The sequence below is a fragment of the Streptomyces sp. NPDC002181 genome, assembly GCF_042890485.1.
Taxonomy (GTDB): domain Bacteria; phylum Actinomycetota; class Actinomycetes; order Streptomycetales; family Streptomycetaceae; genus Streptomyces.
This window is the reverse complement of sequence record NZ_JBIASC010000002.1, coordinates 108,868-128,439: the sequence shown is the minus strand read 5'-3', so window position 1 is coordinate 128,439 and position 19,572 is coordinate 108,868. Positions and strand designations below refer to the sequence as shown.

The following is a 19,572-nucleotide window of genomic DNA, read 5'->3' as shown; positions in this document are numbered from 1 at the left end:
CGGGTTATCCCCAGTTACGCGCCGTCTGCACCTCCATTGGGCATATGACCGCAAGAATTGTCGAGATGGGTAACAGAGCGGCCCGGGCGGCGAAGAGGTGTGCGTAGCCGCCCAGCGGTCCGGCGAGTGCGGCGCCTGCGCATGGGGCGAGGGCTGCGGCGATGTGAGCGGGGGCGCCCAGGAGATCCGATAGGCGGTCTTAGTTCGTGGTGCCCCAGCGGTCGGCGACGGCGGTGGCCTGGAGGAGGGTGAGATTGCCGCGGACGATCCCTGCCAGGACGGCGAGGACGACCAGCATGGGCATCGAGCATGGGATGAGGGTGAGGGCGGCCGTGGTTGCGCCGCCGAGTGCGATGAGGGTGGCTGTGCGGGTCGTGACGGAGGCGCGGGCCGAGGTCTGTCCTGCTCCGCCGAGTCCTAGTGCCCAGAAGGCTGTTGACGCGCTGACGCCGCGCTCGGTGAGGAGCGGGATCAGGCCGATGACCACGCGTACATGGCGAAGCTGGAGAGGGTGAAGGCCGAGTCCACCCGGCGGCCCGCGGCCAAGGGGAAGCCCACGTGCTACTTGACGCGTTCATCGCTCGACCGAAGCGGCCGGCATCTGGACCATCCAGTCCGGCATCTTCCCCGAGAACGCCGCAAGCCTCGCCCTCCATCGGCGCGCAGGCTTCCGCATCATCGGCACCCGCGAACGCATCGGCCGCCACCAGGGCCGCTGGCGTGACGTGGTCCTCCTCGAACGACGCAGTCCCCACATCACCTGACGCGACGATGAGTGCATCGCACGAAGCCGCCGGGGTGGGGGTAGGCCGCCGTTGGAGGCGAGGAGTCGACCGGCCTGGGCCTTGGGCGGGTAGCGGCTCACCGGTGCCGAGTGCGCGGAAGCCCCGCTGGGCGGTCCCTTTCGTGGTGATCCTATTCCTGCCCTGATCTTCGGGACCTCGAACCGGACTCGTACTCTCGCTGTCTCCTTGGCCGGGTCCAGCCGCAGCGCCAGAGTGCAGACAGGACCCCGTCCATATTCGTCACTGTGACGTGAAATTGCCCGAACCAGGCTTCATTTCAAACTGGTTCTGCGATGCTGGAGGCCGATCGAGAGGGGCCGCAGCGATGCAGTGGAAGATCCACGGTGAACGTCCGATCTACGAAAACAAGTGGGTGAACCTGTGGCTCACTGATGTTGAAACGCCGGACGGGAACCGCTGGGAACACCACGTCGTCAAGCTCCGCCACCTAGCCGTGGCTGCTGTCATCAACGACCGCCAAGAGGTCCTGATGATGTGGCGCCATCGCTTCATCACGGATGCGTGGGCCTGGGAGCTGCCCATGGGCCTGGTGGAGGCGGACGAGACCCCCGGCGAGGCTGCTGCCCGTGAAGTCCTTGAAGAGACCGGCTGGCGTCCCGGCCCGATGAAGCCGCTGATCTACGCCGAACCGGCGAACGGCATCACGGACTCCCAGCACCACTTGTTCCGCGCGGACGGTGCGACGTACGACGGTCCGCCGACCGAGAAGAACGAGTCGGACCGGGTCGAGTGGATTCCGCTGGCGAACATCCGAGGCATGATCGACCGCCGCGAGATCGTCAGCAGCGGCTCTCTCGTCGGCCTCCTCTACGTCCTGATGGACGAAGGGGTCCGCTGACCCGGCGGGGGAAGCACCGCTCGTAGACGTGCCTCGAAGGCAACCGCGGCCGGCACCTCGCGATAGGGCGCAAGCTGCTCGTAGAACTCGCGAAGGTGCCCGGCCACCCGCTCGGACGACACCGCTGCGGCGGGAACCAGCGCCTCTATCGCGGTGTGGCAAGCCTGGTCGAGCTTGCCCCGCTGGAGCTGCGTACGGGCCAGCCAGAAGGCATGGAACGCCCGGCCGCGCTGGTTCGCAGGATCCTCCCGTGCCAGCGCATCCGCGATCAGAGGCTCGGCGATCGCCGCCTCGCCGAGACGGCCGTGGGCAATGCCGGTGTCCACGATGAGCTTCGGCTCATCGAAGTACGTCACCCATGCCGGGTCCGGGTCCCCGTCATGGATGCGCTCGAACTGGCTGTGGGCCTCCGAGATCGCTGTGTGCGTAGCCTTCCGGTCCCCCAAGGTCGCGTGGGCGAAGGCTTCGCGCATGGCCAGCATCGCCCGCACCCTCGGCGTCGTCCCCCTAGCGGCGCGGGCTTGGTCTTGGGCAGCAGACACCAATGCCAGCGCATCCGCAGGCTTGTCCTGGTAGGTCGCTTGCAGGCTCATGCAGGCCAGCACGTTGGCCATGAAGGGATGGTCGTCAATCTCCCGGGCCAGTTGCAGAGCTTCCGAGAAGTACGCGCGGGCCTGGTGGTACTGCCGAGCATCGAAGTACGTCCACCCGGTCAGCCGCGCCAGCTCCGCCGCGACGCCGTACAGGCCGTGCTGTATCGGCGTCGGCCGGCGGTCCTTCAGTAGCCCCTCGACGTATCGGAGCTGGCCGACGACGGCCGGTCGAAGGGTCTCCCCTCCGTGCTCGTCGTCGCGTCGCCAGTAGTCCTCGATCGACGACCGGAGCGCTTGGAGAGTGGAAGGGCTCGGGCTGCTCCCGGCCGCCATGGCAAGGATGCTGTCCACGTCGACCCCAGGTAAGGCCGCAAGGCGCCGGGGTTCAGCGGGCGGGTGCACGGGCTCCGTTGGTTCCCGCTCGGCGACCGTGAGCACGGCCGGCGTTTCCCACTCTCGTCGGGCAAGCCCGAGCATGTGCCCCGGGATGCGCAGGCCGTCGGCAATCCGCTCGATCACGTCCATGTGGAGGAGCTGCCGCCGGCCCGCGATCACTTCACCGACCCGGCTCGGCGTGAGCTCGCAATGGCGCGCGATCATCGACGGGTAGATGCCTGCACGAGCCTTGACCAAGCGAAAGACCTGAGCGAAGTCACGTACCCGGCACGCGTCGATCATCTCGGGATCGGTGAGCAGAGTCGCCGGGAGTTCCTTCGTGCGACGTGACTCGGGCAACGGGCACGCTCCGGAGGAAGACTACGGATCGCTTCAAGGTCTCAACGGACGGTGATGTTACCCAAGTTGGGTAATCCACTGGGCCTTTCTGCCGCATCGCACTGATCGCGATCCTTCTGCACATGGCGAAGCGACCGAGGATGACCGCCTTGAACGATTCGGCGGGCACCCCTGACACCGAGCGAACGGCCCTCAGTGAAACCTTTGACCTGGGCATAGAGCCCCGCGTCCTGATGAGCATCCGGGTGTCGCGGGACTCGGGCCGGACGTGGTCGCCGGGCACAAGGGTCCTGGAAGGTGACCCGTTCGACATCCTCTCCAATCCCGGCCGATACCCCCCATGTGAGTGCCCGCGCTGTGGACGGAAGGCGTCGTCGGCGCGTGCCCTTCGGCCGGCATCCATCGTGCCGGGGGCGGCGTAGTGACCGCCTTCCGACAGTGATGGCCCCCTTAGAGCGGGAGACCCGGGTGCGTGGTCGAGCACGGCGGGGCTGGCGCGAACAGCTCGCCGTACTCCTCTGCGCCGTTGCCGTCACTGTCTTGGTGGTCGCCCTGGCCATCGCCGGTGATCCCAGACGCTGACCGTCGACGGGCCTCAGGGAGAACCCGTTCACTCGACCGTGGCCTCGCGCCACCTCCATCTCCTCGCAGGCCCGAAACAGCAGGGCTGGTGAGGCACGCCCCATCGGGGCTGGGCCGGCACCCGTCGGCCCTGGAATTCCAGGAAGTGGAGACACACATGGCAGCGCAGAAGGAAGACCTGCTGGTCGGCGTCGCGAGCCTGATCAAGGTCCAGGACCGCTTCACCGCTGCGGCGGCGGAGTCCGACTCCACCGGCACCTCCGCGGGCGACGACGGCGAGAACCGCGACGGCCTGAACCTCCCGCAGGAGTAGCACCACCAGCACGCCAAAGCACCAACCGGGGGTTCGTCATCCACGGCGGGCCCCCGGCCCTCACGCCCATCACGCAGACCGGAGGAACACGTGGACCACCACTTCGTCACCGCGATGGAGAAAGCCCTCGGCTGGGACGGCCCGAGGGAACTCGGAGCCGCCTTCGCCCGGGGAGCGATCGAGGATCTCAATCTGCTCGATCGCCTGCTCAACCCCAGGAAGCTGCTGGACCTGGTGATGCGCCGCAGCGTTACCACCCCCCAGTTCCGCATCTTCCAGGACGGCGCCGAACTGCACCCTGGCCGCTACATCCACCCCTCCGTCACCCGGCGGGGACAGGCCATCCCCATGGCCGACATGCACCGTGTCGGTGCGCTGATGCGCGAAGGCTGCACCATGGTTCTGGACGAAGTCGACTTCTTCGACCCGGCCATGGAAGCCACCTGCCGTGCGCTCCAGTGGTGGGCCCGTGAGCTGGTTCAGGTCAACGCCTACCTGACGACCCAGGACGCCAGCGGCTTCAAGCTCCACTGGGACGACCACGATGTCGTGATCGTCCAGCTCGCCGGCCGAAAGAGTTGGGAAGTCCGCGGTAGCTCGCGCAAGGCTCCGATGTATCGCGACTCCGCCCCCAACTCTGAGCCCAGTGACGAGATCGTCTGGCAGGGCGCCATGGAGCCGGGCGACGTGATGCACATCCCGCGCGGCTTCTGGCACCAGGCCACCCGGGACGACCAGGGCGACGGCTACAGCCTGCACGCCACCTTCGGCATCGTGAAGCGTGTCGGCGTGAACTGGCTGGCCTGGCTCGCCGACCAGGCCCGCACGAAGGAGCTGTTCCGGTACGACCTGGACCGCTGGAACTCGCCCGGCCAGTGGGATGGGCAGCAGCGGCTCTTGGCCGACGCCGTCGCCGAGATGGCTACGAAGCTGACCCCACAGGACTTCCTGGATGCCCGCGAGCGCGAACGCCTTGCCGCTCGGCACGTCCCGGCCACCGGTCTGTTCGGCAAGCCTGCGGCCGTCGTGTGCGTCACCGACTTCGAGCCCGTGATCGAGCAGCGCCGCGACACCGTGGACGTGCTCGCCGCGGGAAAGAAGCTCACGTTCACCGGCAAGGCGTACCCCGCCCTTGCGCTGCTGCTGAGCGGCCATCCCGTCGATATCGCCGGCGCCGCCGAGAAGACCGGCCTGGACGTGGAACAGCTCGCCGAGATCCTGCTGAAGGAGGAACTGTGCACGGAACTGACCCCCGCCTTGTCCTCGGCCTACACCGGTCTCGTCACCACCGGGACATCCTGACGGCCGCGCTCGAGCTCGGCGTCACCGCCCTGGACACCGCGGCTCCCTACCTCGGCTTTCGCTCGCACTCGGTGCTGGCAGAGACGGCGGCCGATCTGCTGCCGAAGTTCACCCTGTCCACGAAGGTCGGCTTCTTTCCAGGTACTGAAGGTGCAGAGCACTCCCTAGACCCGGTGCGGCTGCGCGTCGCCGTCGAGAAAGCTGCCCGGGAGCTCGGCAGGGAACCCGACACCGTGCTCCTCCACAACCCGGAGCGGAGCCTGACGGGCCAGTCTCCGGCCGATGCTCACGCCCTTCTCGGCGATGCCTGCACCACCCTGGCCGACGCCGCCCGCGACGGTCTGTGCCAGAACTGGGGTGTGGCTTCCTGGGATCCCCGGCTGGTCAGCGTGGTCCGGGTGGACGACCTGCCATCTCCGGATGTCCTCATGGTCCGAGCAGGGTTCTTCGCAGGGATAGACCTGCTCGACGACACGGCCGTCCTACGCGATGTCTGGAGAGCGGGCGAGACCTGGGGCATGAGCCCCTTCGGCGGCGGTCACGGGAAGGTGTGGGAGGAGTTCGACCCTCGCCCGTTCCTGCGACCGCATCACGGGAACCTGTCCCGCATACAGGCGGCGTTCCGGACCGCGTTCCACCTGCCCAGCGCAAGTGCGGTGGCCGTCGGCACCGACAACCCCAGACACCTGGCTCAGCTGGTCCAAGCCCTGGGCGCCGAGGTGGACACCGCCGCCGTCAGCCGCTACCTCCGCGCCCTCCACTCACACCGTCAGAACTGAAGCTCGGCCACCAGCCGCTCGGCCTCCTTCCGGGCCGGTGCCAGCAGCGGATCCTCCTCGTACGCGTGAGGGCCGACGATCTTCGACAGGAAGAACAGGGACATCAGCTTGCCGTCCCGGCTCTCCAAGTCCGCACGCCGCTCTCGGTGAACGCGGTCCGCGAGCGCCGGGACGGCCAGCGCGTTGCCCCACAGCGTTGCGGCGTCCAAGCCCCGGGGCGCCATGCCCCAGTCCTCCCAGTCGATGATGGAGAACTCCGGTCCCATCACGTTGGCCCAGGTCAGATCCGCATGAGCCGGCGCCCACTGCTCGATCTGCGTATCGGCGATGCCGGGGAAGACCTCCCCGAGGGTCTGCGTCACCTCCTCCTGCGTGATCGTCACTGTGTCCGGGGTCGCGATCCGCGGCGTCTGCTGTGCGGCAAGGGCGTCCAGCGAAGAGGTCAGCGCCTCCCACCACGCATCCGGCAAGCCCGGGTCTGCGAGCACCAGGGCACCCTTGCCGACAGGCGGCGACGCAGTCAGCTCCAGCTCATCTGCGCGCCACATCACCGGCTCGCCCGGCTCGCGCCACGCCACGCCCTGGTACCACTCAGGCATCGCGATCCCTTGCAGCACCGCGGCGGCCTCGGTCCCGTTCCAGCCCTGCGCGCCGATCCGCTCGAACCCCCGCCGCTCGATGCGCACCCATGTACCCCGCTCCGTACGACCGCCCAAGGAACGGCGCTTGCGTACCAGAGTCTGCCGATCCAATTCCACACGCAGAGCCGCTTCTACGCGCTCCAGCACGTCTTCCACCGGCTGACGGCGCAGATCCGCCTGGGCAGCAACGGGCAGGGAACCAGTCATCACGACCTCCTTGGCGAACGGATGACCGTAGCAGAAGGAAGCCCACTGGAACGATTCGTCCGTCAACACAGAGAGCTTCAACCTCACTCTCGTCGATGCCCGTTGGAAGTACGCGGCCGGAGGACCAGATCAAGCGCCAGTGCGTCCCCCGCCGTGGCCGGCCCGAAGACGTCGCGGCCCTGGTGGCGTTCCTCGCGGGCCCCTCCGCCTCGTTCATCACTGGCCAATCCGTCCACGTCGACGGAGGCTGGCTGCTGCACTGAGACGCCAACAAGCAAGGAGACAGACCGAGATGAAGGAACGAGTCCGCGCCGTCCTCGTCACCGCTGACGACACGATGCTGGTCATCCGCCGCACCAAGCCCGACATCCCTGAGTACTGGGTGCTCCCAGGCGGGGGCGTCGAACCCAGTGACGAGTCGAGGGAGGCCGCACTCCATCGGGAGATCCACGAGGAGATCGCAGGGAAGGCCGACATCGTCCGGCACCTCCACACGATGCAGACGGACGGCGAGCGTCAGCTCTTCTACCTTGCCCGCATCGTCACCTGGTCCTTCGAGGACCGCACCGGGCCCGAGTTCAGCGGCGAGGGCCGGGGCGAGTACGCGCTGGAGGAGATCCCGCTGACTGTGGACGGGCTCGACCGCATCGACCTCAAGCCCGAGGAGATCGCCCACGTCCTCCGGGGCGCCATCGGCGCCGGCAGCCTTCGAGCCGAGCCTGCGAAGTAGCTGTTCGTCTTTGTGGACTTGCCGTCGGGACCGGCGCCGAGCTGCGTCGGCCCTGACGGCTCCTGCGGTGTGCTGCGGCCGCTGGTTGCTGTGAGGACGTCCCCGCCCCCACGTCCAGTGGTTAGTCGGACAGACGCCCCAGCAGCGCGCCTTGGCCGGACTGGAGAATGTGCGCGGCCTCCAGCGGGATCCAGAAGCACTCGAAGTGGGTCGGCTCCTGCTCGCCGTCGTGGTCTTCCTGGCTCATCCACCTGTCGGGCGTGGGTTCGGTCAACTCCAAGTGGAAGACGTGCCGGTGCTGGATCTCGAACCGGTACGGGCTGATGTCGTACTCGGTCTCGCCGAGCTTGCGGACGATCTTGAAGTCCGACAGGCCGGTCTCCTCGCGGGCCTCGCGCAGAGCAGCGGCTTCCGGGTTCTCACCGAGGCGGATGCTGCCTGCGGGCACCTGGATGCCGACCTCCTCGTAGGAGTAGTCGGTGTGGCGGAGCACCAGCAGGTGTCCGTCACGGACGACGTAAACGAGGACCTTTTCCTTCGTGACCTTCTCGGGCATGGCGGCGACCTCGGCTTGGGGTGCGGGGACTGGTTCGGGGGCCAGGCCTCGTGGAGGCCGGGACTGTCTGTCCGCGGGCGCTGATCGTTTCGGCTGTCCGCGGACCGGCGCAGGCGTACGGGTGATCTTTACCTGCGCGGGGTGGACTGAAGCTCGCCCACCAAGCGCCCGGCCTCCCTTCGGGCTGGCGTCAGCAGCGGATCTCCTTCGTAGGAGAGGAATCCGTGCTCCTCCCGATCGGCTCGCCTGTCAGGCATCGGGTGGCGACTCAAGGTAACGTGACCATCACTGTGTGGAATCCCGCGTGGTCCCGTGACCGCCGCCATGGCGGTGCCTGGGTCGTCGCCTTGGTGGCGTCGGCCCTGGTCGCGTTGCTGTTCAGCGTGTGCGACAGCGGTGGCCACCATCGCGTCGCCGTCCCTGACCGCGTGACGGGCGCGAGCACCGTGATGACCGGTGGCTGTCCCGATCGGGACCTGCCGTGCGCCCACGTCCACGACGAGCACGTCGCCGCCCCGGTGCCGGAACTCCGCGCCCCCGCCGCCCCGGCCGAAATCGCCTCCGCCGTACTGGTGGTCCCGCCCGCAGCCGGTATCGGCACTGCGGCTGCGGACGCGTCCGCCGCCCCACCGGCAGCCGACTCGGGACGAGCCCTGCTCTGCAAGGTGTGCGTCACCCGGACCTGACCGGTCCGGGCTTCCCCGCCCGCGCGGCCGCATGCCGCCGTGGCCCGGGACGCCTCCGCGCTCACTCCGGTTCCAGCATGGCCTGACGCCGTCCCGTGTCGCCCGTAGGCGGCTGCGCCGGTGCGCCGTGCCGTACGAAGGACAACCGCACCATGACCGAACCGTCCCTGCCCGCCGCCCCGCACACCGTGCTCGAAGCGGTCGGCAACACCCCCGTGCTGTTCATCGGCGAACCCTTCGCCACCGCCCCGCGCGGCTTCTGGGCCAAGCTCGAAGGCTTCAACCCCGGCGGCATCAAGGACCGCGCAGCCCTCCACATGACCGACCGGGCCCGCGCACGCGGCGAGCTCCGCCCCGGCGCCCCGATCATCGAGTCCACTTCGGGAACGCTCGGTCTCGGTCTCGCCCTCGCCGGAGTCCTCCACGGCCACCCGGTCCACCTGGTCACCGACCCGGGCATGGAACCGATCATGGAGCGCATGCTGGCCGCCCACGGCGCGGAACTCCACGTCGTCCGCGAGCCGCATCCCGAAGGGGGCTGGCAGGAGGCCCGGCGGCAGAAGGTCGCGGAACTCCTCGACCGGCACCCCGGCTCCTGGTGCCCGGACCAGTACCACAACCCCGACAACGCCGCCGCCTACCGCACCCTCGCCCGTGAACTGACCGAGCAGCTGGGCGACATCGACTTCCTCGTGTGCGCGGTCGGTACCGGCGGCCACTCCGCCGGCATCGCCCGCGGCCTGCGCGAGCGCACCCCGGGGCTGCGGCTCGTCGGTGTCGACACCATCGGGTCCACGATCTTCGGCCAGCCGGCCCGACCCCGGCTCATGCGGGGTCTGGGCTCCTCGATCTACCCGCGCAACGTCGACTACGGCGCCTTCGCCGAAGTCCACTGGGTGGCCCCGGCCGAAGCCGTATGGTCCGCACGCCGCCTGGCGGAGCGCCAGTTCGCCACCGGCGGCTGGAGCGTCGGGGCCGTAGCCCTCGTCGCAGGCTGGATCGCCCGTACCCAGCCCGTGGGCACGCGCATCGCCGCCGTCTTCCCGGACGGCCCGCACCGCTACTTCGACACCGTCTTCAACGACGACTACTGCCGGGCCAACCGGCTGCTCGGCACCACCCCACCCGCCGAACCGGACACGCTCGTCTCTCCCTTCGGCTGCGAAGTCACCCGCTGGACCCGGTGCTCGACCGTCGTCGACCCCATGCCGACCGCCGGCATCTCCGCCATCGGAGCCGCCCGGTGAAGCGCACCTGGAGCCAGTACCGCTCCTTCGATACCACGGTGCAGCTGCTGCTGGTCAACCAGCTCACCATCAACCTCGGCTTCTACATGCTCATGCCCTACCTGGCCGCCCACCTCTCCGGCAGTCTCGCGCTCGCCACCTGGGCGGTCGGCCTCGTCCTGGGCGTACGCAACCTCTCGCAGCAGGGCATGTTCCTCGTCGGCGGCATGCTCGCCGACCGCCTCGGCCACAAGCCCCTCATCGTCGCCGGCTGCACCCTGCGCACCGTCGGCTTCGCCGCCCTCGCCTTCGCCGAATCACTGCCCGCCCTGATCGCCGCATCCGCCGCCACGGGCCTCGCGGGGGCCCTGTTCAACCCCGCGGTACGGGCCTACCTGGCCTCCCAGGCCGGGCAGGAGCGCCGGGTCGACGCCTTCGCCCTCTTCAACGTCTTCTACCAGACCGGCATCCTGCTCGGCCCCCTCGTCGGCCTGGCCCTGACCTCGGTCTCCTTCCCCACCACCTGCGCGGTCGCCTCGGCCCTCTTCGCCGGCCTGACCCTGCTGCAACTGCGCCGCCTCCCGGAGAACACCGCGGCGCCGCGCGAGGACCGGCCCGCCCTGCGCGAGCAGGCCGGCGCCGTGTTCCGCAACAAGCCGTTCTGGCTGTTCTCCCTCGCCATGACCGGCTCGTACGTCCTGTCGTTCCAGGTGTACCTGGCCCTGCCGCTGGAGACCCGGCGCCTCACGGGCGACGGCCCCCTCGCCACCGCGGCCACGAGCGCGCTGTTCGTCGTCTCGGGGCTCGTCGCCCTCGTCGGCCAGCTCCGCATCACCGCCTGGTGCAAGGCCGCCTGGACACCGGCACGCTGTCTGACCGCCGGCACGGCCGTCATGGCCGCCGCCTTCCTCCCACCCCTGCTCACGGTCGGCCACCCGCAGGCTGCACACACGTGGTCGGCGGCCCTCACCGTCACCCCGCTCCTGCTCTGCGCGGCACTCCTCGCCCTGGGAACCGCCGTCCTCTGTCCGTTCGAGATGGACACGATCGTCTCCCTCGCCGGAGGCCGCTGGGTGGCCACGCACTACGGCCTCTACAACACCGTCTGCGGAATCGGCATCACGCTCGGGAACCTGGTCACCGGCGCACTCCTCGACACCGCACGGACCGCCGGCGTTCCGGCCCTGCCCTGGCTCGTCCTCGCCCTGGTCGGCGGAGGCTGCGCCGCGGCGCTCGCCGCGCTCGGCCGCACGGGCAGGCCGGCCACACCCGAGCCCGTACCCGCACCGGTCTGACCACGAGCCGGGGCAGGTACGGGCGAGTACCCGCCCCGGCGCCGAGGCCCAGCCCCCTGCCGGTGCCGTCAGGCCCGGCTGCGGTTGCGGCGTACCCACCAGAAGGCGCCGGCGGCAGCGAGCAGCAGTACGGCGGCGATCACGCCGACGACGGCCCCTGCGCCGCCGCCCGAATCCTCGTCGCCGGTCGCCTGCGTGCCGGCTGACGCACCGGGCGCCGTGGGAGCCTCAGCCGAGGGCCGAACGGAAGGGGCGGCAGAACTCGTCGCCGGTGACGGCGAGGGACCGGGAGCGGCCGACTTGGCTCCTGGAGCTGCGGCCTTCAGTTCGAGCACGGGGGCGGGATTGTCGACCTTTTCGCCGTTGGCGGGCACCTCGATCCAGCGGGAGACCTTTCCGTCGCCGTAGGTCTCCAGCGTCTTGAAGGCCAGGGACTTCTCGTCCGGCAGCTGGCGCACGGTGATGCTGTACTCGGCGTCCGTACCGGTCGCCAGAGCCGGGCCGCCGATCGAGTACCCGTCCGGGGTGGCCGTCAGCTTCCACTCCTTGGGGGCGTCCTTCACCGCCACGGCGTCCGGAGCGATGCCTTTCGGCAGCACCACCCGCAACTCCGAAATCCCCGCGGTTTCCGACTCGGCCTCGGAGGTGAAGGACAGCGTGACGTTCTCGGCGAGCGCACGCGGATCGGAGGCCGTGACCCCTGCGTGCGCGGCTGCCGGTCCGGCGGCGACGCCCACGACGACCAGGGCGCCGACTGCCGCGAGGCCCAGCCTGCGGAGCCGGAGCCGGGTGTGTGACCTGTTCATGATGGAGGAACCCTCTCGGTACGCGGGACGGGCCTCGAACTGCGTCCGAAGGGCCCGCCGGGGTCAGGGGAACGTCTCCTGCACCTCTGGCGGGAGGCCCTCTGCGCACCACCGCGTGACAGAGCGTCGTCGCCGCCACCGGCCGCACGTCCAAGTCCATGTCGGGTTCATCATCGGCGCCCGCCTCCGCCGTCAGACCGCAACTGTCAATTGCGGAGCATTCTTTGAAGATGCGCTCACGGGTCTGTCCCGCACGTGCGAGGCACTCGGTCAGGTGCGGCCGGCCGGGGCGTGGGGTCGCCGGATCTCCTCCGGGTGGGCCGTGTGCAGCAGGGCCTCCTCGTAGGTGACGGTGCCCGCCGCGACGAGGGCGTTGATGCCGGTTTCCAGGGTCTGCATGCCGTCACGGTGGCCGGTCGAGATCATGTTGCGGATCTGGCGGGTCTTGCCCTCGCGGATCAGGTTGCGGATCGCCGCCGTGCCCACCAGTACCTCGAACGCGGCCACCCGGCCCCCGCCGGTCCCGGGGATGAGCGTCTGGTTGAGGATGCCGACCAGGGTGTGCGCCAATTGCAGGCGGATCTGCGGCTGTTGCCCGGCCGGGAACACGTCGACGATGCGGTCCAGCGTCTGCGACGTGTCGTTGGTGTGCAGGGTGGCGAACACGAGGTGCCCGGTCTCGGCGATGGTCAGGGCCGCGGAGATGCTCTCCGGGTCGCGCATCTCGCCGAGGAGCAGGACGTCGGGATCCTCGCGCAGGGCGGCGCGCAGCGCGGCGGGGAACGAGTCGGTGTCGGTGCCGACCTCGCGCTGGTTGACCGCCGAGCGCTTGTGCCGGTGCAGGTACTCGATCGGGTCCTCGATGGTGAGGATGTGCACCGACCGGTGCGTGTTGACGTGGTCGAGGAGCGCCGCCAGGCTCGTCGACTTGCCCGACCCGGTCGGCCCGGTGACCAGTACGAACCCGCGCGGCATGGCCGCCCACCCGATGACGGCCGGGGGGAGCCCGAGCTGCTCGGACGACGGCACGTCGAACGGGATGATCCGCAGCGCCAGTGCCGACGCGCCGCGCTGCACGAAGGCGTTCCCGCGCAACCGGGCCTTCTCCCCCCAGCTGAACGCGAAGTCGACCTGCTTCTCCCGACGGAACCGTTCCGTGAGTTCCCTGCCCAGCACCCCGGTCACCAGGCGGTCGGCCTCCGGCTCGGTCAGCGATGCCCCCTCGACCGGTCGCAGGGCGCCGTCGACGCGGAGGAACGGCGCCGAGCCGGTGGTGAGGAGGAGGTCGCTGCCGCCCCGCTTCAGGAGTTCGTCGAGCAGGTGGTCGATGATCGCGGCGCTCGGCCCGGACATGGGGGTCTCCAAGGTGGTGTGCTCGTTCATGGCAGGACCGTCCACTGCTTGACGGTTCCGGCGTGTCCGTCGAAGGACACGGCGGCCCGGACGAGGGGGCCGGACAGCAGGGCGATCCCGGTCCCGGCGAGGTGCCCGCCCGCGCCGCCGGTCCCGGCGGTGACGGTGTAGGTCACGGTCAGCCCGGCCGGCAGGGAGGCTGTGGTCAGGCCGCAGGGCGCCAGGTCGACCTGGTCGGTCACCGGACCGGCGGAGCCGGGATGGACCGGCAGGTTCAGCGAGTTGGCGCCGGTGCAGGTGCTGCCGGTGAATTCCACCGACACCTTGACCGACTGCACGTCGCCGTCCTCGTGGTGCGCCACCTGCAGGACGACGTGGTCGAGCGGCGCGTCCGGTGCCGGTGCCGGTGCCGGTGCCGGCTGGGCGTAGCCGCCGAACGTGAGGGACGCCCGGCCACCGCCGGGGATGGTGGCGTCCGCGACGTCCACGGGTGCGCCGGGGGCCCGGGGCGTGAACCCGGTGATCGCGGTGGCCGACGCAGGCTTCGCGATCACGGCCGGATAGGTCGTGAACAGCACCGGCTCCGGCGGGATTCCGATCACCGGGCGGAGGTACCCGCCGGCCGGGCTGATGCCGAGATCGATGGTCCGGGCGATGATGCCGCGGGTGACCACCTGCGAGCCGACCTGGCTCATCGACAGGTCGACGGCGGCGGTCGGCGCGTAGACGGTGCCGTTGACGACCAGCCGGCTGTGAGCGGTGGCCGTGTCGGCGTCGTCGGCCGACTTGAGCACCGCGCAGCGGTTGCCCTCGGTGAGACAGCCGGACAGGGCCCTGATGGACGGGGCCCGGAACACGATGTCGAGCTCGACACCGTCGAGCCGGTCGGCGGCCTCGCTACTGCCCGCGCCCAGTTTCGCCACGTAGTCGACAGCGAGCCTGGACAACTGGTCGGCCCTACCGACCCCGCAGGCGCCGAGGTCGACCACGTCGGCACCGAGTGCCCCCGCACGGGCGGTCAGGGCGTGGTCCGTGTCGCAGGCGGTACCCGTGCCCGAGACGGTCAGTGAGGTTCTGGGCGGCTCCGCCGGCGGGGGCGGCTCCGCCGGCGGTGCCGGTGCCGGTTCCGGTGCCGGGGTGGTGTCCTCGTCCTGGTGCGCTACGCGCAGCACGACCTTGTCGATCACCGCCCCCGCCGGCAGGGGCGGCATCGCGAACGCGCCGAGCCGGATCGATGCCGACGGGGTGGCCGTGGCGAGCGTCGCGGTCGAGGTGGTGGCGTCGATCGCCCCCGCGTTCCTCGGGTCGAGGAACGCCGCGGCGGTGGGCGTCGCGGTGCTGATCGTCTGGGTGGGCCGTACCGGGACCGGGGGTCGGTGGGACAGTTCCAGGGTGACGCCGTCGAGCTGATCGGTGGCGGTGGTGCTGCCGGCTCCGAGGGTGGCGGTGTAGGTCACGACCAGGCCGGCCAGCTGGGCGGGGTCCGTCAGCCCGCAGATGGCGACCAGGTCCAGGGTGTCGGTGCCCAGGGCGCCCTGGCGCGCGGCGAGGTTCTGGGGGGTGGTGCAGGAGCGGGGTATGCCGGGCCCGGACAGGGTGACCGCGGCCGTCGGCGGCGGACCTCCGGCCGCCCCGGGATCGTCGCGGTGCGCGACGTGCAGCAGGGCCCCGTCCAGGACCGAGCCGGGCGTCACCGCAGGGGTGTCGTAGCCGCCGAGGAGGATGGTGGCGGACGGCCTGGTGGCCGGGTCGAGCGTGGCCCGGGCCGTGTCGGCGCCGTCGATGGCCCGGGCATCGGCCGCGGACATGAACGTCGTCGACTCCGCGCTCATCGCCGGCCGGGGCGCCGGCGGGGTGGAGACGATTTCGAGCCATATGCCGTCCAGGGAGTCGGCGCCCGCGGTGCCGCCCGCGTTGAGTCCGGCGGTGTAGGTCGCCGTCAGGCCGGTGAGCTGTGCGGGGTCGGTGATGCCGCATGCCCTCAGGTCGACGCGGTCGTCGCCCGGGCCGGCCCGCGCGGTGAGCGGCAGACCGGTACAACTGCCGGCGCCGCCCGCGGCGGTGACGCTGACTCTGGGCGCCGCCGCGTCGCCGGTCTCCTGATGGGCCACCCGCAGCACGGCGGAGTCGATCGTCGACCCCGGTGGCAGGGGAGGCTGGACGAACCCGGCCAGGGTGATCGACGCGGACGGGGCCGCCGTGGCCAGATCGGCGCCGGCCACCGACGCTGCCGGCTGTTCGCCGATCTCCAGGGCATTGCCGGGATCGGTGCCGGCAGCGGTGAACCCGGTGGATGCGGTGACGGCGGTCGGCTTGAACGTGGTCGGCGTGCGGTAGGCGACCTCCAGCCGGATGCCGTCCAGACGTTCCGTGGCGGTGGTGCCGCCGGGGTCCAGGGTGGCGGCGTAGGTCACTGTCAGGCCGGCGAGCCGGGCCGGGTCGGTGAGCCCGCACGCGCGCAGCAGGTCGACCGGGGGGTCCTCGGCGAGCGCCGCGTGCCGGGGCGGATTGTCGGTGTGGCAGGTGTCCGCGCCGACGGCGGTGGTGACCGTCACCGCGCCGGGCTCGGTCAGACTGCCGTCGTCCTCGTGCGTGACCCGCAGCGTCGCGCCGGTGATGACCGAGCCCGGCGGCACCCGCGGGGTGAAGCCGGCGAACTGCACCGAGGCCGACCGGCGTTTCGCCGGGTCGAGGACGGCGTCGGCCGTGCAGCTCGCGGTGCCCGTCGGCTGCGGGCACCCGGGCGGGGTCGGACGTTCACCACTGGTCAGGGCATGCCCCGGGTTGGCGAAGCCGGTGTTCGCGACCACCGCTGTCGGTCGCAGTGTGTGGGACGGCTTCGGGGGCTGGACCCCGTAGACCGCCACCTGCTGCGCGTCCGGGGTCACCGGGGCGCACAGTTCGACGTGCCCGCGGTCGACCTGGAGCCGGCTGCCGCCGCCCATCATGACCTGGACGCCTTCGGGCCGCGTCGTGGCGCAACCGCCCGGGTCGGGAACGGCCGGGCGGGTGGGGGCCCCGGGATCCCAGCCCGCCTGCGTGCCGCCGACGACACTGACCGTGGGGTCGTCGACCGTCCAGACCCCCGCGGCGCCGGTGAAGGTGAAGTCGAAGTAGTAGACACCCGGCTGTAGCCATACGACGACGCCCGGGCAATCGCCACCGGTGAGGTGGGTGAGGGCGCGTGCGTCGTCGTAGTAGCCGGGCTGCAACCGCACGAGCCAGGAACCGGGGCCGGGGCATGCGGGCACCGTCCGCCGGACCGGGACGGCCGTGGCGGGCGGGGCGTGGTCCGGGTCGGCGCCCACGACCGCGTCGGCGGGGTCCGACGGGGTGTCGTTGGCGCAGCCGTGCGCGTACGGCGCCTGCGTCGGGGACAGCCGGGTCTGTGACACGGCACCGGAGCAGTCGCCGACGGCGGACACGTCGCCCGACACCACCATGGAGGCTCCGGCGCCGGTGGTGATGTTCGAGTGGGAGAACACGCTGCCCTGCACGCGCAGGCCCGGCGTGCTCACGTGGACGCCGTCCGTCGCCGCGTGGCCCAGGCTGCGCAGCGCGTCCTGCGGCTGGGTCGCGCGGGTGGTGGCGGCGGACGCGTTGAGGGGGTCGCAGTGGACGATCATCTGCCGGCCGTTGATCGGCGGGGCGGTGTAGGGGGCGCACGGGTTGCCCTGGGAGAAGTTCTTGATCGCGAGCTGCGTGGCACCGTCCGCGCTGTAGTCCCGCTTGCCCTGTTCGACGTACACGCCCGCGGCCTTCAGCCCGGTGGCGGCGAAGGACAGGAGCGACACCGTGACCAGGCTGAAGACGACGATGAAGGCCAGTGCGAGGATCAGTGACGAGCCCTGTTCCTCGTCGCGCAGGCGGCGCGGATCGGTGCGGCGCGGATCGAGGCGGCGCGCATCGGTGCGGCGCGGATCGGTGCGGCCGGTCATGACGCGCTCGATCGTCGGACGGCGGTGAGGGCCGCCGGGGGCGCGGCTGGGTCGCTCTGCACGGTCAGTGTTACCTCCATGGGCGAGGTGCACGGGGTCTCGGCACCGCAGATCAGAGTCACCGGACGGGTCGGTGCGGCACTGCCGAGACGGCCCAGCGACGTGGTGACGACGCCCGCGTCCGTGCACTTCACCCGGCTGAGGGCGCCGGTCGGTTGGTCGTAGGCGTAGACGACGTCGGTGCCGGGCCGGCTCAGGTGGACGATCACGCCGGCGGCGCCGCATGCGGGGTCGGTCGTGACCGTGTCCGCGCTGTGCACGTCGCCGTAGAAGTAGCGGCCCAGGGTGCCCACCGTGCTGGTGGCGGCCACCCGCTTCTCGGTGCCCGCGGTGAACTGCAGTCCGAGGACGATCGCCTTGGGCAGCAGGAGCCCGATGATCCCCAGGATGACGATCGTGACCAGCAACTCGGTCAGGGTGAACCCCGACTCCGGGCGCCCGTTCGGCCGTCGCGCCGTCATGACGGCATCGACTCCCGCTTGACCACTTCGAGCGTCGCGTCCCTGACGGGGTGTGGGCCGGTCGCGTGCACGGTGAGCGTCACCTTCTGGATTCCGGTGTCGGACGTCGGGCAGGACGGGCCGAACGCACCCACCCCGTCCCAGTACTCGATCTCGACGGTCACGGTGTATCCGGCCGGCGGCGTCGGGGTCCCGTAACCGCCGGCGCAGGACACGTACGGGGCGCCGACCACCTTCTCGGCGGCGCTGCGGATCACCGAGTCGGCGCCGGTCACCTTCTGCTGGGCGACCGAGCTGATGATCGCGGTGCCCATGCCCCCGAAGATGGTCACGAAGGCGACGCCCATGAGCACCACGGCGACGAGAACCTCGATCAGAGTCTCGCCCTCTTCGCCGCGGTGGCGCCGCGCGGGGCGCGCCGGGCCGGTCACTGGACTTCGACCTGGTTGTACACGCCGTAGATCGCCGAGAGGAGGGCGACGGCCACGAACCCCACGACGACCCCGACCACGATCACGATGGCCGGCTCGAACAGGCTGGTCAGCCGCTTGAGTTTGTGCTGCAGTTCCTTCTCGTAGAACTCCGACACGTTCTCCAGCTGGTCGTCGAGGGTCCCGGTCTCTTCCCCCACGCGCATCATCTGGGTGACCGCCCCGGGGAACAGCCTGGTGCGGGCGATCGGCCCGGAGATGCCGCCGCCTTCGAGCATCTCCACCCGCGCCCTCCCGAGGGACCGTTCGTACACCAGGTTGTTGGCGCCCGAGCCGGCCAGGCTGAGCGCTTCCGGGATGGGCACGCCGGCCTTGATCATCGAAGTCAGGATGCGGCAGAACCGTTCGATGACCATGTAGCGGACCACGTCGCCGACCACCGGCATCGCCAGCAGGAACCGGTCGCGGAGTACCCGTCCCCGCTCGGTCCGCAGACCGGCGGTCACTGCCGCGACGAGCGCGACGAGCACGCCGATGACGACCGGGTACCAGACCGTGACGAAGTCGGTGAAGCCCAGCAGGATCCGGGTCGGCAGCGGCAGTTCCGCGTTGAAGGACTCGAAGAACTGCTTGAAACGGGGCAGCACGAAGATGACGAGTACGAGGATGACGGCGACGGCCAGAGCCATCACCAGGCTCGGATAGGTCAGGGCGGAGCGGATGGTGCGCCGGCCCTCGACGTCCCGCTCGATGTAGCGGCCCAACTGGGCCATCACCACGTCGAGTTCGCCCGTCGCCTCCGCCGAGCGGAGGACGGAGACGTAGAACGGCGGGAGTGCCTTGGCGTGGGCGGCCATCGCGCCGGCGAAGCTCTCGCCGAAGCGCAGCGAGTCCATGACGTCGACGAGCAGCCTGGCCAGCTTCTTGTCCTTGGTCTCGGCGCGGATGATCTCCAGGGCGTCCAGGATGGGCACCCCGGCCTTGATGAAGGCGGCCATCTGCCGGGAGAAGTTGCTCAGTTCGACCAGGTCGACCTTTTCCGCGGTGAGTTCGAGCTGCAGCAGGTTGCGGCCCGCGGCCGTGACCGACTGCACGTCGTAGCCCTGCCGGGTCAGGCTGTCGGTCACGCCCTCGACACTGGAACCCGTGAGCACGCCGGTGGCCCGTCTCCCGTCCGCGCCGACCGCGACGTACTTGAAGGTGGCCATGCGGGTGCTCTCCTGGTTTCCGGTGA

18 protein-coding genes and 2 pseudogenes are annotated in these 19,572 nt (G+C 70.5%); 10 read left to right on the top strand and 10 right to left on the bottom strand.

Annotation, left to right across the window (positions count from 1 at the left end; genetic code table 11):
- Positions 1 to 4: 4 nt before the first annotated feature.
- A pseudogene (locus tag ACFYXV_RS06805) lies at positions 5 to 522 on the bottom strand (MFS transporter); the annotation flags it as partial.
- Between ACFYXV_RS06805 and ACFYXV_RS06800 the strand changes: the two are divergent.
- Positions 523 to 764, top strand: a pseudogene (locus ACFYXV_RS06800) (GNAT family N-acetyltransferase); the annotation flags it as partial.
- A 346-nt stretch (positions 765 to 1,110) separates the two neighbouring features.
- Positions 1,111 to 1,644, top strand: a complete 534-nt coding sequence (locus ACFYXV_RS06795) for an NUDIX hydrolase (RefSeq protein WP_266782126.1) — start codon at positions 1,111 to 1,113, stop codon at positions 1,642 to 1,644.
- Here the strand turns inward: ACFYXV_RS06795 and ACFYXV_RS06790 are convergent.
- Positions 1,614 to 2,915 carry a helix-turn-helix domain-containing protein gene (locus ACFYXV_RS06790; RefSeq protein WP_389382461.1) on the bottom strand — a complete coding sequence of 434 codons (1,302 nt, stop codon included), beginning with the start codon at positions 2,913 to 2,915 and terminating at the stop codon, positions 1,614 to 1,616. The genes ACFYXV_RS06795 and ACFYXV_RS06790 overlap by 31 nt on opposite strands.
- Positions 2,916 to 3,711: 796 nt before the next feature.
- Between ACFYXV_RS06790 and ACFYXV_RS06785 the strand changes: the two genes are divergently transcribed.
- From ACFYXV_RS06785 to ACFYXV_RS06775, 3 genes are all read left to right on the top strand, one after another.
- Positions 3,712 to 3,867 (top strand): hypothetical protein, encoded by a 156-nt coding sequence (locus ACFYXV_RS06785; protein ID WP_389382210.1) that lies wholly within the window; start codon positions 3,712 to 3,714, stop codon positions 3,865 to 3,867.
- A 90-nt stretch (positions 3,868 to 3,957) separates the two neighbouring features.
- Positions 3,958 to 5,169, top strand: a complete 1,212-nt coding sequence (locus ACFYXV_RS06780; protein WP_389382208.1) for a JmjC domain-containing protein — start codon at positions 3,958 to 3,960, stop codon at positions 5,167 to 5,169.
- Positions 5,103 to 5,948, top strand: a complete 846-nt coding sequence (locus tag ACFYXV_RS06775) for an aldo/keto reductase (protein ID WP_389382207.1) — start codon at positions 5,103 to 5,105, stop codon at positions 5,946 to 5,948. The genes ACFYXV_RS06780 and ACFYXV_RS06775 overlap by 67 nt, the downstream gene beginning before the upstream one ends.
- On the opposite strand, the gene ACFYXV_RS06770 is transcribed toward ACFYXV_RS06775, so the two are convergent.
- Complete coding sequence (locus ACFYXV_RS06770; protein WP_389382460.1) at positions 5,939 to 6,796, bottom strand: hypothetical protein; 858 nt, start codon at positions 6,794 to 6,796, stop codon at positions 5,939 to 5,941. The genes ACFYXV_RS06775 and ACFYXV_RS06770 overlap by 10 nt on opposite strands.
- Positions 6,797 to 6,891: 95 nt before the next feature.
- Here ACFYXV_RS06770 and ACFYXV_RS06765 point away from each other — a divergent pair, with 95 nt between their 5' ends.
- Positions 6,892 to 7,059, top strand: coding sequence for an SDR family oxidoreductase (locus ACFYXV_RS06765; protein ID WP_389382206.1), 168 nt, complete (start codon positions 6,892 to 6,894; stop codon positions 7,057 to 7,059).
- A gap of 29 nt (positions 7,060 to 7,088) precedes the next feature.
- Positions 7,089 to 7,526, top strand: coding sequence for an NUDIX domain-containing protein (locus tag ACFYXV_RS06760; RefSeq protein ID WP_389382205.1), 438 nt, complete (start codon positions 7,089 to 7,091; stop codon positions 7,524 to 7,526).
- A 121-nt stretch (positions 7,527 to 7,647) separates the two neighbouring features.
- Here the strand turns inward: ACFYXV_RS06760 and ACFYXV_RS06755 are convergent, their stop codons facing one another.
- A complete protein-coding gene (locus ACFYXV_RS06755; RefSeq protein ID WP_389382204.1) occupies positions 7,648 to 8,082 on the bottom strand; it encodes an NUDIX domain-containing protein in 435 nt (144 codons plus the stop codon).
- A 278-nt stretch (positions 8,083 to 8,360) separates the two neighbouring features.
- Between ACFYXV_RS06755 and ACFYXV_RS06750 the strand changes: the two genes are divergently transcribed.
- The 3 genes from ACFYXV_RS06750 to ACFYXV_RS06740 all read left to right on the top strand — a co-directional run bounded on the left by ACFYXV_RS06750 (position 8,361) and on the right by ACFYXV_RS06740 (position 11,289).
- Positions 8,361 to 8,768: a hypothetical protein gene (locus tag ACFYXV_RS06750; RefSeq protein WP_385469006.1), complete on the top strand. Its 408-nt coding sequence runs from the start codon at positions 8,361 to 8,363 to the stop codon at positions 8,766 to 8,768.
- Positions 8,769 to 8,920: 152 nt separating this feature from the next.
- A complete protein-coding gene (locus ACFYXV_RS06745; RefSeq protein WP_389382203.1) occupies positions 8,921 to 10,015 on the top strand; it encodes a PLP-dependent cysteine synthase family protein in 1,095 nt (364 codons plus the stop codon).
- A complete protein-coding gene (locus ACFYXV_RS06740; RefSeq protein ID WP_389382202.1) occupies positions 10,012 to 11,289 on the top strand; it encodes an MFS transporter in 1,278 nt (425 codons plus the stop codon). The genes ACFYXV_RS06745 and ACFYXV_RS06740 overlap by 4 nt, the downstream gene beginning before the upstream one ends.
- 68 nt (positions 11,290 to 11,357) lie before the next feature.
- Here the strand turns inward: ACFYXV_RS06740 and ACFYXV_RS06735 are convergent, their stop codons facing one another.
- From ACFYXV_RS06735 to ACFYXV_RS06710, 6 genes are all read right to left on the bottom strand, one after another.
- On the bottom strand, positions 11,358 to 12,095 hold the full coding sequence (locus ACFYXV_RS06735) for a DUF1775 domain-containing protein (protein WP_389382201.1): 738 nt from the start codon (positions 12,093 to 12,095) through the stop codon (positions 11,358 to 11,360).
- 270 nt (positions 12,096 to 12,365) lie between these two features.
- Positions 12,366 to 13,478 carry a type IV pilus twitching motility protein PilT gene (locus ACFYXV_RS06730; protein ID WP_389382200.1) on the bottom strand — a complete coding sequence of 371 codons (1,113 nt, stop codon included), beginning with the start codon at positions 13,476 to 13,478 and terminating at the stop codon, positions 12,366 to 12,368.
- A complete protein-coding gene (locus ACFYXV_RS06725; protein WP_389382199.1) occupies positions 13,475 to 17,386 on the bottom strand; it encodes a hypothetical protein in 3,912 nt (1,303 codons plus the stop codon). Before ACFYXV_RS06725 ends, ACFYXV_RS06730 begins: the two co-directional genes overlap by 4 nt.
- Positions 17,383 to 17,907, bottom strand: coding sequence for a type II secretion system protein (locus ACFYXV_RS06720; RefSeq protein ID WP_389382198.1), 525 nt, complete (start codon positions 17,905 to 17,907; stop codon positions 17,383 to 17,385). The genes ACFYXV_RS06725 and ACFYXV_RS06720 overlap by 4 nt, the downstream gene beginning before the upstream one ends.
- A complete protein-coding gene (locus ACFYXV_RS06715) occupies positions 17,904 to 18,338 on the bottom strand; it encodes a prepilin-type N-terminal cleavage/methylation domain-containing protein (protein WP_389382197.1) in 435 nt (144 codons plus the stop codon). Before ACFYXV_RS06715 ends, ACFYXV_RS06720 begins: the two co-directional genes overlap by 4 nt.
- On the bottom strand, positions 18,335 to 19,546 hold the full coding sequence (locus tag ACFYXV_RS06710; RefSeq protein WP_385469031.1) for a type II secretion system F family protein: 1,212 nt from the start codon (positions 19,544 to 19,546) through the stop codon (positions 18,335 to 18,337). Before ACFYXV_RS06710 ends, ACFYXV_RS06715 begins: the two co-directional genes overlap by 4 nt.
- Between the last annotated feature and the right edge of the window lie 26 nt (positions 19,547 to 19,572).